The organism is Acinetobacter lactucae (assembly GCF_013122135.1).
GTDB lineage: Bacteria > Pseudomonadota > Gammaproteobacteria > Pseudomonadales > Moraxellaceae > Acinetobacter > Acinetobacter lactucae.
The window spans coordinates 1192153-1205971 of record NZ_CP053391.1 but is presented as its reverse complement, the minus strand read 5'-3'; the positions used below and the strand labels follow the sequence as shown (position 1 = coordinate 1205971).

At 38.6% G+C, this 13819-nt stretch carries 9 protein-coding genes; 8 read left to right on the top strand and 1 reads right to left on the bottom strand.

Annotated elements, in window-relative coordinates:
• Positions 1-199 precede the first annotated feature (199 nt).
• Together HLV59_RS05570 and HLV59_RS05565 are read left to right on the top strand one after the other, a co-directional pair.
• The gene (locus tag HLV59_RS05570; RefSeq protein WP_171429499.1) at positions 200-2662 is read left to right on the top strand and encodes an acyl-CoA dehydrogenase; all 2463 of its coding nucleotides are present in this window, start codon (positions 200-202) and stop codon (positions 2660-2662) included.
• Positions 2663-2768: 106 nt separating this feature from the next.
• On the top strand, positions 2769-3152 hold the full coding sequence (locus HLV59_RS05565; RefSeq protein WP_000043120.1) for a carboxymuconolactone decarboxylase family protein: 384 nt from the start codon (positions 2769-2771) through the stop codon (positions 3150-3152).
• A 34-nt stretch (positions 3153-3186) separates the two neighbouring features.
• On the opposite strand, the gene HLV59_RS05560 is transcribed toward HLV59_RS05565, so the two are convergent.
• Complete coding sequence (locus HLV59_RS05560) at positions 3187-3723, bottom strand: cysteine peptidase family C39 domain-containing protein (RefSeq protein WP_031948941.1); 537 nt, start codon at positions 3721-3723, stop codon at positions 3187-3189.
• Positions 3724-3946: 223 nt separating this feature from the next.
• Between HLV59_RS05560 and ahcY the strand changes: the two genes are divergently transcribed.
• From ahcY to HLV59_RS05530, 6 genes are all read left to right on the top strand, one after another.
• The gene (gene ahcY, locus HLV59_RS05555) at positions 3947-5329 is read left to right on the top strand and encodes an adenosylhomocysteinase (RefSeq protein ID WP_033847673.1); all 1383 of its coding nucleotides are present in this window, start codon (positions 3947-3949) and stop codon (positions 5327-5329) included.
• 70 nt (positions 5330-5399) lie between these two features.
• A complete protein-coding gene (gene metF, locus HLV59_RS05550; protein WP_016145935.1) occupies positions 5400-6236 on the top strand; it encodes a methylenetetrahydrofolate reductase [NAD(P)H] in 837 nt (278 codons plus the stop codon).
• A gap of 18 nt (positions 6237-6254) precedes the next feature.
• Entirely contained in the window at positions 6255-6977 is a 723-nt protein-coding gene (locus HLV59_RS05545) for a 16S rRNA (uracil(1498)-N(3))-methyltransferase (protein ID WP_171429498.1), read from the top strand.
• A 134-nt stretch (positions 6978-7111) separates the two neighbouring features.
• Complete coding sequence (locus HLV59_RS05540) at positions 7112-9964, top strand: GGDEF domain-containing phosphodiesterase (protein WP_171429497.1); 2853 nt, start codon at positions 7112-7114, stop codon at positions 9962-9964.
• A 236-nt stretch (positions 9965-10200) separates the two neighbouring features.
• Positions 10201-12471 (top strand): NADP-dependent malic enzyme, encoded by a 2271-nt coding sequence (locus HLV59_RS05535; RefSeq protein ID WP_002118176.1) that lies wholly within the window; start codon positions 10201-10203, stop codon positions 12469-12471.
• Positions 12472-12562: 91 nt separating this feature from the next.
• Complete coding sequence (locus HLV59_RS05530; RefSeq protein ID WP_171429496.1) at positions 12563-13801, top strand: multifunctional CCA addition/repair protein; 1239 nt, start codon at positions 12563-12565, stop codon at positions 13799-13801.
• Positions 13802-13819 lie beyond the last annotated feature (18 nt).

The window sequence follows — 13819 nt, the reverse complement described above, 5'->3', positions numbered from 1 at the left end:
CGATAAAACAAGCCATTACACTTTCACTTAAAAATATCTTATACCTAAAAGAACGATATATCCCTGCTCTAGCATATACATCAATTGCGACATAAAAAATTAAATTCAAACAGCATTAAAAATTAGCTAGTTAAGCCTTAAATCTCTCCTCGCTTTTTCGCAACTTCTAACTTGAGGGCTTATCTAGCAAGGAGCAAGTATGATTTTCCTACTCTTTGTTTTAAGCATTGTCATTCAGCTTTTTTCAATATGGGCAATTTTCTTTTTTAATCTAAACAGAACCATTGGCAGTGTTATTACGATTGCTGTAGCAATATTTACTGCACTCCTATTAACGCCATGGGCTCTCATTTTAGGTATCCCTCTCATTGCCCTTAGTATCATTATTTTATTTGCACCATTACGCTTTAACCTGATTACCAAACCTGCATATAAAACATTAGCAAACTCAATGCCAAGCATCAGCACGACTGAACAAGAAGCTTTAGAAGCAGGTACCAGTTGGTGGGAAAAAGAATTGTTTATGGGGGCACCTGATTGGTCGCAATTTGAGAAATATCCCTACCCAACGTTGTCAGCAGAAGAACAAAGTTTTATCGACAATGAAGTTGAGCTACTTTGCAGCATGCTAGATGAGTGGGAAATTCATCATCACTTAAAAGATCTACCACCTGAAGTTTGGCAATTTATTAAAGACAAAGGTTTTTTAGGTCTCATTATTCCAAAGTCGTTTGGAGGTAAAGAATTTAGCTCATTTGCCCAAAGCCGTATTATGAGCAAAATTGCTTCACGCTCACTCACCACTGCTGTGAGCTGTATGGTTCCTAACTCATTAGGACCGGGTGAGCTACTCATGCATTACGGTACAGATGCTCAAAAGCAACAATATTTACCGGGCCTTGCCAAAGGTGAAGAAATTCCATGTTTTGGTTTAACCAGTCCAGAAGCGGGTTCAGATGCTGGTGCCATTCCAGATTCGGGCGTTGTTTGCTACGGCGAATATGAAGGTGCTCAAGTTCTTGGACTGCGCATGAATTTCTCTAAACGCTGGATTACCCTTGCGCCAATTGCCACAGTAGTAGGTCTTGCATTTAAACTTTATGACCCAGACAGCTTACTCGGCGATAAAAATAAAACAGAGTACGGTATTACCTGTGCCCTCATTCCTGCCAGTCATGCAGGTGTAAAAATAGGAGCACGTCATTATCCGGGCTCTCCATTTATGAATGGAACAGTAGAGGGTGAAGATGTTTTCATTCCTATCGATTGGATTATTGGTGGTCAAGAAAATGCCGGTAAAGGCTGGCGTATGCTGATGGAATGCTTAGGCGTTGGCCGTGGTATTTCCCTTCCAGCTTTAGCAACAGCAGCAGGTGAAATGAGCTATTTAACCATTGGTGCTTTTGCGAAAATTCGTCAACAGTTCAATATTTCAGTAGGTAAATTTGAAGGCGTGCAAGAAGCGACCAGTGAAATTGCCAGCGATGCCTATATGCTTGAAGCATTCCGTTATTTAGTGACATGTGGCCTAAACCAAGGTGGAACACCTGCCGTGATGACTGCCATGGCAAAATATTATGCAACTGAAACGATGCGTAAAGTGGTCAATCACGGAATGGATATAGCTGGAGGACGTGCAATTCAACTTGGGCCACGTAATTTCCTTGCCCTTACCTATCAAGCAATTCCAATTGCTATTACGGTAGAAGGTGCAAATATTTTGACCCGTTCGTTGATGATTTTTGGTCAAGGCTCAATGCGTTGTCATCCTTATCTATTTGAAGAGTTACAACTCCTTCAATCTGAAGATAAAAAAAACTCAGTCAAAAAATTCGATGATTTGTTATTTAAACATTTAGCCTATACCTTTAACCGCGGTGCTAGATCATTTGCTTATGGTTGGACAGGTGGCTCAAGCGATGCGCCTCAGTCAGCAGATCAATTCACCACAAGTTACTATAAAACGATTAACCGTTTTAGTGCCAACTTCGCACTTGTTTCGGATATGTCTCTTGGTTTACTTGCAGGGGATTTAAAGCGCAAAGAAATGTTATCAGGCCGCTTGGCTGATATTCATGCGCATCTCTTTATTTCTACTGCGATTTTAAAATTTTATGAAGCTGGACAAAAAACTGAAGCCGAGCAACTTCACGCTAAATTAGCACTACAAAAAGCTTTCTTGAATATTCAGGAAGCATTTTGGGGATTATTTGAAAACTTCCCAGCTAAACTTCCTGCAGCATTTGTAAAATGGATCTGCTTCCCTTTTGGTCGTGTCATTTCAAAACCAGATGATGAGTTAAAACAACAAGTCGCTGAACTCATGATGCAAGAGCATCCTTTTAGAGAGCAGCTTAAACATCACGTATTTTATTCAACCAAAGCCGATGATGTGACTGGTCGTTTAGAACACACCTTCCAAATTCTACGAACACTTGAACCGCTTTGGGATAAGTTTAAAAAAGCTGAATCCAAAGGTAAATTTACAGGACTTACTTTTGAAGAAAATATTGAACAAGCAATAAAAGAAGGTTTTATTTCTGAAAGTGAAGCTCAACAATTATTGCAATACAACGCAATTAGATTCGACAGCATGCTTACAGATGTATTTGATGAAGATTTAAATAAAGATCTTCCTTTATCGAACCCTCATCAAATTTAGTGACTGATGCCTCCACTAATTCACTATTGCAATCATGTTTGATTCGCATTAATTAATAAATAGCCATAAAAGCGTCAATCGACGCTTTTATTTTTAGGAGAAATTAATGTCTAAACAAGATTACGAAAATGGATTAAAAGTACGCACAGAAGTGATGGGAGAAGCTTTTGTAAAACGTGCCCAAGAAAATACCGTACCCTTTACCCAGCCTTTACAAGACTGGATTAATGAACATGCATGGGGATCGACTTGGCAACGTGAAGGTGTGCTACCACGTAAATATCGTTCATTAATTACTTTGGCAATGTTAACTGCACTCAAATCACCAACCGAACTCAAAGGCCATGTTCGTGGTGCACTCAACAATGGCTGTACAGTTGAAGAGATTCAAGAAACTTTATTGCATAGTCTGCCATATTGCGGCGCACCCGCTACTCAAGAAGCTTTTCGTGCTGCTTTAGAAGTGATTCAAGAATATCAACAAAAATAATTGCAAATGAGCCAGTCTACTGGCTCTTTTTAATCTAACTCACTTTGGTTGAATGCATCTGAAAATTACGATCATCAATCACGATAGCCTGACGACAAATCCCATCTAGTTGACGTTGCTTTTCAAAAACAGTTACTGACATCGGTTCAAAACTATCAAAAAAGCAGATTTCATTTGAGTCAATAGAATAGATAAGTGACTGATTTCCGACCCCTGCTAAAGTATCGTAATAGACAATCACCATTTTTCCGTTTTGAATCGCCGCTTGAATATCTTGATAGCTCAGTGCGGGTCCTGTCGGTATTTTTAATACCTTTGCTTCTTTATAGCTCATTCGTTCGCTAGGGCTAATATTAGGATCTTCATCTGAATGAAATGACACTTGAAATCCTAGTTTCTTTAATGCAACAGCTAAGGCAATCGTATAGGTGCCCCCTTCGTCGTGTCGGCAAACTTTAATCAACTCAGCAACATCAATTTGTACCCCATGATGTTGAAGTACCATCCAAACGGCAAAAACACCACAGTTTGCTTCGAGGTTTGCTAGAACTTGGGGAATATTTACTGCCATAATTTGAATCTATAAGGATAATTAGGCAGATAATAAACAAAACTGGATTGGCACTAAAAGCTTTTCCAAGTACAATGTTCCGCTAGTCGAGGGATGCTGCGACAAATGATCGGCACTAAAGATCAGTTTGCCAGGCTCGACAATCGGTTAAACACTCGTTTTAACCAACAACGGCATCCGCGAACATAATGATCAATTTTTATTTTTAATTAAGGAGATCGTAATGAACGCGGTTAATGCTTCATTTACAGATTACAAAGTTGCTGACATCTCTCTTGCTGACTACGGCCGTAAAGAAATCAAACTTGCTGAAGCAGAAATGCCAGCTTTGATTGGCTTACGTAAACGCTATGCAGCGTCTAAACCACTTGCTGGCGCAAAAATTCTTGGTTGTATTCATATGACCATTCAAACAGCGGTTCTTATTGAAACGCTTGTTGAATTAGGTGCTGAAGTACGCTGGACATCATGTAACATTTTCTCGACTCAAGATCATGCTGCTGCTGCAATTGCTGCTCGCGGTATTCCAGTTTTTGCTTGGAAAGGCGAAACTGAAGAAGAATATGTGTGGTGCTTAGAACAACAGATCAATGTAAATGGTCAACCTTGGGATGCCAACATGATCTTGGACGATGGTGGTGACTTAACTGCTCTTGTTCATGAAAAATACCCTGCTCTTTTAGAACGTATTCACGGTATTACCGAAGAAACAACTACAGGTGTTCAACGTCTTATCGAAATGTGGAAAGACGGTTCTTTGAAAGTTCCTGCAATCAACGTAAATGACTCTGTTACTAAATCTAAAAACGACAACAAATACGGTTGCCGCCACTCATTAAATGACGCAATCAAACGTGCAACTGACATGCTTTTGTCTGGCCGCCGTGCGCTTGTAGTTGGTTATGGTGACGTAGGTAAAGGTTCTGCTCAATCTTTACGTCAAGAAGGCATGATCGTTCGTGTAACTGAAGTTGACCCAATTTGTGCAATGCAAGCATGTATGGACGGCTATGAAGTTGTATCTCCATACAAAAACGGCGTGCAAACAGGCAAAAAAGAAGATATTAACCAGGATCTTCTTGGCAACACTGACCTTGTTGTAACCACTACTGGTAACTACCACGTGTGTGATGCAGCGATGTTAGATAGCTTAAAAGCTGGCGCAGTTGTATGTAACATTGGTCACTTCGACACAGAAATCGACACGGCTTATTTACGTGGTTACAAGTGGGTTGAAGTTAAGCCACAAGTTCACCAAGTTTATCGTTCAGAAGACGAAAACAACTACCTTATTCTTCTTTCTGAAGGTCGCCTTGTAAACCTTGGTAATGCAACTGGTCATCCATCACGTGTGATGGACGGTTCTTTTGCCAACCAAGTCTTAGGTCAAATTCACTTATTCCAAGAGAAATTTGCTGACCTTCCTGCAAATGAAAAAGCTGCAAAAATTCGCGTAGAAGTTCTTCCTAAGAAACTTGACGAAGAAGTTGCTGCTGCAATGGTTGCAGGTTTCGGTGGTGTACTTACTCAGTTAACTCAAGAGCAAGCCGATTACTTAGGTGTTGCTGTTGAGGGACCATTCAAGTCTGACGCTTACAAATACTAAGAATTTAAGGGCAGACGGTGAACCGACTGCCCTTTTTTCTAAAATGTTTCGCTGTTTACAAGGATTTGACATGACTAGACGTACACCTATTTCTTTTGAGTTTTTTCCGCCAAAAACTGATGCTGGTGCTGAAAAACTTCGTATTGTTCACCAAGAATTACAGCTATTAAACCCTGAGTTTTTCTCAATTACTTATGGGGCTGGTGGTTCTACTCGCGAACGTACTCTTGCCGCTATTGAAGATTTTAACGGTAAAGGTACGCCAGTTGCACCTCACCTTTCTTGTATTGGTGATGATAAAGCTCGCATTGCTGAGTTACTGGATTTATATAAAGCTCAAGGCATTAACCGTATTGTTGCTTTACGCGGTGATTTACCCTCTGGTCAGGTTGGACTTGGGGAACTTCCTTACGCACAGGATTTAGTACGTTTTATTCGTGAACACTCAGGTGATCATTTTCATATTGAAGTTGCAGCTTATCCAGAAATGCATCCTCAAGCTGAAGACCTTGATTCAGATATCCAACGTTTTATTGAAAAAGTACAAGCTGGGGCCAATGCAGGAATTACTCAATTCTTCTTCAATCCAGATTCATATTTTTATTTTATAGAGCGTTTAGAGAAAGCTGGAATTAACATTCCAGTGGCTCCGGGCATCATGCCAATTACCAATGCAAGCAACTTAATTCGCTTTGCAGACGGTACTGGTGCTGAAATTCCTCGCTGGATTCGTAAACAATTACAAGCCTATGGCGATGACAGTGAAAGTATTAAAGCTTTCGGTCATGACGTTGTTGTTAAGCTATGTGAACGCCTCATTGCAGGTGGCGCACCAAGCTTGCACTTCTATTCAATGAATCAAATCGAACCAACTCGTCAACTCGTTGTTGATCTTGGTTTAAATTAATTTTGTAAGGCGTACCCAATGAACCGTTTTTTTATCGAAACTGAACTTACAGTTGGCTCAACAATTCAACTGATAGAATCAGTATTCCATCATTGGGTGCGTGTTTTACGTGCACAACTACAAGAACAAGCAACTCTATTTAATGGACAAGGTGGCGAATATCTCGCAACATTAACCGAAATTAATAAAAAAAATGCCTTTGTCACGATTGAGAATTTTAATCCAGCAAACCGTAATGCACCTTTTAAAGCTATCTTGGGTCAGGTCATGAGTAAAGGTGATCGAATGGATTATGCCATTCAGAAAGCCACTGAACTGGGTGTAAGCCAAATTCAATTACTGACCAGTGAGCGTTGTGAAATGCGATTAAAATACGATCGAGATCAAAAAAAATTAGATCATTGGCAAGCTGTTGCAATTGCAGCATGTGAACAATGTGGCTTGAACTTAGTCCCAGAAGTGTTAGCACCTATTTCCCTTCATGAATGGTTAAGTTCTCCTAAACTTCCTCAATCTAAATTTGTTTTAGCTCCCGAAAAAGAACAAAAAGATGTATTGGCAGGGATACAACCTGAACTTGCCCTATTAATTGGCCCAGAAGGTGGGCTAAGTGAAAATGAAATTACCCAAGCCAATCGAGCTGGTTTCGTGAACTGGTGCATTGGTGACCGTGTTTTACGTACAGAAACAGCCCCAGTTGTTGCCTTGTCTATCTTAAATTATCGATTTTTATCCACCTAAGTTCTCTGAACATTGATTAAATCGTGATTTAAAGTTAATTTACTTTTATTGTATGAATAAAATTTCAAATTCTTTTTCACTGATAAATCAGATTCTTTCTGTATATATGTAAAAAAATAGGATAGAAAAATCTTATGTCTGGGCTTCAGGAAGAATATCTACAGCATCAAACAAAAATTGAACAACTAAAACTTTCAACTCAATATATACGCTGGTATTTGTTTAGCCTGATATTATTGTGCCTCATTTCATATGGTATTTTTTCTTATTATTTTTCATCTTCAATAACACCTTTTAGCTGGTCTATGGGACTGACCATCGCTTCTTTTATCTGCTTATTATTTATTCCAAACATTTTAACTCACTATCGTACTATCGATTTCACAAAAAAAGCAGATCGTGTCTTACAAAGTATTTGTTTGTTCTCAGGAATTTTAATTGGAATAAATGTCACGGTTATTCATTTTTATCTTCCTCCAGAGTTAGTTGCACTGCCAGATACTCATATTTTAATTGCTTTATTTATTACCTCAGCTCATATCATTGGACTTACGTTTTTAACACAACAACCTCGATACTTTTATCTCTTATTTATTCCCAGTACTTTGCCGTTACTGTTCGCTCAATTCACACATAACCCAATTACTGAATTACCATTTTATTTTGCCTATAACCTCACCTTTGTAGCAACTGTACTTTGTGCCTACGCAACTCAACGTAATTACCAAAAGATTTCTCAACTATTATTAAAAAATAAACAGCTTGTTCAAATTTCAGACCAACATACTCAATGGGCTGAAGAACTATGTGTACAACTCCAACAAGAAGTGAATAAGTCCAAAGATATTGAAGCCCAACTGCAGTTTAATAATCATTTACTTGAGCAAAAAGTACGTGAACGTACTTATGATCTCACTAAAATGAATGAACAACTCGAAAGCCATCACTACAATTTAGCTTTTGCACATGAAACTGCGGGTATCCGGCCTTGGGATTGGGATATTGAAAATCAAAAGTTAGAAATTACGTTTTTTGATCAGCAAAAACAAAGTCAGACCGCCGTTATTCATCTCAATACAATATTAGATCGAATCCATCCAAGTGATAAAAAGCTTTTTGACGAACGCTTAAAACAACATTTAGAAGGTATTACAGATCATTTTAATATCAACTTTCGGATTTTACGCCGAGATGGTTCTTGGCGATGGATTCATGATGTAGGCCGCGTCATTACGCGAGATCCTAAAACACAAAAAGCGCTTCGCATGGTTGGAATGACCAGAGATATACATCAAGAGAAGAAGGATCAAGAACATCTAAGACTATCTGCAATTGTGCTCGAGCAAGCTGCTGAAGGAATATTTATTTTAGATGAACACCTAAATTATATTGATATTAATCCTTACTATGAAAAATTAACCGGATTTTCTAAATCAGAACTTTTGAATAAAGAGTTATTTAGCATTACAATTAATCAAAAAGAATTACAACAACAGTTTCATACATCAATAAAGCAACAACTCCTCGAGACAGGAGAATACATGGGGCAGTTTGACGAAAAGTTTAATTCTGGCAAAAGCGCATATTTATGGTTGCATATCAATGTAGTCAAAGATGAGTTCAATCAAATCACCAATTATATTGGATTTGCACGCGATCTCACTGAACAAAAACGACAAGAGCAACACCTATCTTATTTAAAAAATTATGATAGTCTCACCCACTTACCTAACCGTCTTTACTATTACAATCAATTACACCAATATCTTGTAAATCCCTCATATAACATTAAAAGTTTAGCTTTAATACGGGTAAACATTGACCGTTTCCGAGCTTTCAATGAATTTTTAAATAATGATAGTGGTGATGAATTACTTAAACAGTTCGCACAAAGATTACGCTTAATTAATATCAACGCAATTTTAGTCGCCTATTTAAATAGCGATGATTTCGCAATTATTTATGAAATTTCACCAATCCATCCAAATATTGAGCAATATTGCCAAAATATTTTGCAAGCGTTAAACGCACCATTTTATATTGATAATCAGGAATATTTTATTACCGCTTCTATCGGAGTGGCATGCTTCCCTGAACATGGCAGACAAATTGACCATCTCAACAATCATGCAGAACAAGCACTTTCAGAGGCAAAACGTTTAGGGGGCAATACCATTTCTTATTACTGCAATAAAACAGATCATCCTTATAAAACTGCCGATTTAGAACAAGAATTACGCAAAGCCATTCAAAATAATGAATTTGTAGTTTATTACCAACCTAAAATTAGTTTACATGACCAATCCATTATTGGTTTTGAAGCACTCATTCGTTGGCAACATCCCGAAAAAGGATTAGTCATGCCGAATATGTTTATACCTTTTGCTGAGCGTAGTAGCCTAATTTCAGACATTGGTAAAGTTGTTTTAGATAAAGTTGGAAAGCAATTACAAGAATGGAAAAACGCAGGTTATATCAATATTCAAGTCTCGGTAAATATTGTTGCACAACAAATACATAGAGGCTTATTACTCAATGATCTAGATGAAGTTTTGCAAAAATATAATATACAGGGTTCAGATCTCGAACTTGAAATTACTGAATCAGCCCTTTTAGACAACACTGACAATGTAAAAAAACTATTACACTCTATAAAACAACGAGATATTTCTATTGCCCTAGATGACTTTGGTACGGGTTATTCTTCTTTGGCGTACCTGACTGAGTACCCAATTGATGTATTAAAAATTGATCGTGCTTTTATTTCTAAAATTGGTGACCACAAACAAGAAGCAATTGTTAATGCGATGATTGCGATGGGTAAAAGTATGGGACTTAAACTGGTTGCAGAAGGTGTAGAAACAAAAGAGCAGGTGACCTATCTACAAAAACAACAATGTGATTTTTTACAAGGCTATTTCTTTAGTCGCCCTATCCCTGCCGAGCAGGTCATCCCTTATCTACAAACAAATCCACACATTTCTTAACTGTTTCAGTCATCTATTTTACCCATGCTGCTTTTTCCAAAAATGAGCGTTTTTGACTGTGAGAAATAAAGAAGTAGTGTTATATTCTTTAGCATTTAGCTCACCACGGGGCTATTGGCAATTCGTCTACTATTCTCTTAATTGGTAAAAATTAAAGCATAGTTAAAGAGCAGAGTTGCCTCTCCCTAAATGAGCAATTTGACTAGTTTGCTTTTTTGTATCAAATAGAGACTCAGATGGACGATCAATCTTTAAAACAGGCCGCTTTAAATTACCATGAATATCCAAACCCAGGGAAAATCAGCGTCACCCCAAGTAAGCAACTTGTCAACCAACGAGATTTGGCTCTAGCCTACTCACCAGGAGTTGCTGCGCCATGTTTAGAGATTGAACGTGATCCATCAGCTGCTGCGAAATATACAGCTCGCGGAAACTTGGTTGCTGTAGTCAGTAACGGTACAGCTGTTCTTGGTTTAGGTAATATTGGACCATTAGCTTCTAAACCTGTAATGGAAGGTAAAGGCGTTCTATTCAAGAAGTTTGCTGGTGTTGACGTATTTGACATTGAAATTGCAGAAAACGATCCAGATAAAATTGTAGATATTGTTGCCTCTCTTGAGCCAACTTTCGGTGGTATTAACCTCGAAGATATTAAAGCGCCAGAATGTTTCTATATCGAAAAGAAACTTCGTGAACGCATGAAAATCCCTGTATTCCATGATGATCAACACGGTACAAGTATTATTGTAGGTTCAGCTTTGCTCAATGCATTGCAACTTGTAAATAAGAAAATTGATGAAATCAAAATTGTAGCGTCAGGTGCAGGTGCTGCTGCCCTTTCTTGTTTAGACTTGCTTTGTGCTTTAGGTGTAAATAAAGAAAATATCATTGTTGCCGATTCTCGCGGTCTACTCACTACTTCACGTGAAGGCTTGGATGAATCGAAAAAGCGTTATGTTCAAGACATTAAAGCGACTCAGTTACATGAAGTAATGGCTGGTGCTGATATGTTCTTGGGTCTTTCTGCTGCTGGTATTCTCACCAAAGAAATGGTGAAACAGATGGCTGAGAACCCTATTATTTTTGCTTTGGCAAACCCAGATCCAGAAATTTTACCTGAACATGCACATGAAGTACGTCCTGATGTGATCATGGCAACAGGTCGTTCTGACTATCCAAACCAAGTAAACAACGCATTATGTTTCCCTTACATTTTCCGTGGTGCACTTGACGTTGGCGCAACGACGATTAATGAAGACATGAAAATTGCATGTGTACATGCAATTGCACGTATGGCACACGTAGAAGCTGATGCAGCTACTTATGGTGAAAAATCTGCTTCATTTGGCCGTGACTATTTAATTCCACGTCCACTTGACCAACGTTTAATTTTAGAGATTGCTCCTGCGGTTGCTAAAGCTGCAATGGATTCAGGTGTTGCAACTCGTCCGATCGAAGATTTCTCTGCATACCGTCAAAAATTATCTGAGTTTGTTTATAACTCTGCATTCTTGATGAAACCGATTTTTGCTCAAGCAAAAACTGATCCTAAACGCATTGCATATGCTGAAGGTGAAGATGAGCGCGTATTACGTGCAGTGCAAATTGCAGTTGATGAAGATTTAGCTAAACCAATTTTAGTTGGTCGTACTGCTGTAATTGAAGCTAACATCAAAAAATTAGGCTTGCGTTTACAACACGGCGTAAATATTGAGATTGTAGATCAAGAACAAAACCCGATGTATGAAGAGTTTTGGAAAGACTACTATCAAACCATGCAACGCAAAGGCATTACTGTTGAATATGCTCAACGCGAAGCTCGTCGCCGTTCAACTTTAATTGCATCTTTACTGGTTAAATTCGGTAAGGCAGACGGTATGTTATGTGGTACTTACAGTAGCTATAACATTCACCTTGACTTTGTACGCAATGTGATTGGCCTGAAAGAAGGTATGAATAACTTCTTCACCTTAAATGCATTAATGCTTGAAGATCGTAATTTGTTTATTGCAGATACCTACGTAAATACAAACCCGACTGCTGAACAACTTGCTGAAATGACTATTTTAGCAGCTGAAGAAGTACGTCGTTTTGGTATTACTCCACGTGTAGCCCTACTTTCTCATTCAAGCTTTGGTAGTGACCAGACTGACTCAAGTGCTCAAAAAATGCGTGAAGTTTATCGTATTTTATCTGAGCAAGCTCCTGAGCTTGAAGTTGAAGGTGAAATGCACGGTGATGCAGCATTAGACGAAAACATTCGTCAATTTGCATTCCCTGGTTCACGTTTCAAAGGTTCAGCAAACTTGCTCATTATGCCAAACCTAGATGCAGCAAATATTTCATTTAACTTGTTGAAAGCGACTTCTGGTAACAACGTTACGATTGGCCCAATTTTGCTTGGTGCAGCAAAACCTGTTCATATTTTAACTCCGACTGCAACAACTCGTCGTCTTATCAATATGACTGCTTTAACTGTTGCTGAAATCCAACAACAAGAAAAGTAATTTAGAAACTGCTTTTTACGAAAAGCATCTCTAATGACTTGAGAAAACCTCTATTCTGTAGCATGATTGCTTGAAGAATAGAGGTTTTTTCATGCAAGTGTATTTAGTAGGCGGTGCCGTCCGTGATTTTTTACTTGGGCACCCCTATCAAGAAAAAGATTATGTTGTGGTCGGTGCAACGCCGGAACACATGCTCGCCCAAGGTTTTCAACCTGTAGGCAGAGATTTTCCTGTGTTTCTTCATCCTGAAACGAAAGAAGAATATGCACTTGCACGTACTGAAAGAAAATCTGGTAATGGCTACCACGGCTTTCAATTTTTTACAGATACCACAGTAAGTTTAGAAGAAGATTTAATCCGCCGTGATTTAACCATCAATGCCATAGCAATGGATCAGGATGGCAAACTATATGACCCATATGGCGGTCAAACAGATTTAGAAAATAAAACTTTACGTCATGTTTCAGAAGCTTTTGCTGAAGATCCTTTACGTGTTTTACGTGTTGCACGCTTTGCAGCGCGTTATTCTTCATATGGTTTTCATATTGCACCTGAAACCTTAGAACTCATGCAAACAATGGCCGAGTCAGGTGAACTTGATGCATTAACACCAGAACGCGTATGGAAAGAGACTTCACGTGCACTTTTAGAAGATCACGCAGATATTTATTTCCAAACATTACGTGATTGTGGCGCCTTAAAACATCTTTTCCCTGAAATTGATGCATTGTTTGGTGTACCGCAGCGCCCTGAATATCATCCAGAAGTGGACTGCGGCATACACACCTTAATGTCGTTACAGCAAGCTTGTAAATCAAACTATTCACTTGATGTTAGATTTGCTGTGTTAGTGCATGATTTGGGTAAAGCATTAACTCCAGTTAATGAACTTCCTCGCCATATCATGCATGAAGAACGTGGAGTGAAACCCGTTACCGAGCTATGTGAACGTTTAAAAGTTCCAACTCAAACTCGACAGTTGGCCTTATCAGTATGTAAAGAACATCTAAAATGTCATCAGATTATGTCGTTAAAACCTGGAACTGTATGGCGTCTATTACAGCGCCTAGATGTATTGCGCCGCCCTGAAAGAGTGGAAGCTTTTGTACAAGCATGTGAATGTGATGCTAAAGGAAGATTAGGTTTAGAAGATCGGCCTTACCCTCAAGCTCAGTACATGTTAGATGCGATGCAAATCGTTCGCTCTATTAAAGTTCAGGATTTACCTGAGAATATTAAAGGTGCTGAGATTGGTGAGATGCTAATTCAGTACCGCATTGATGCTTTAACTGAGTTTAAACATCAACATCAAGCACCCTCTCATTCTTAATTAAAGCTAATAAAAAAG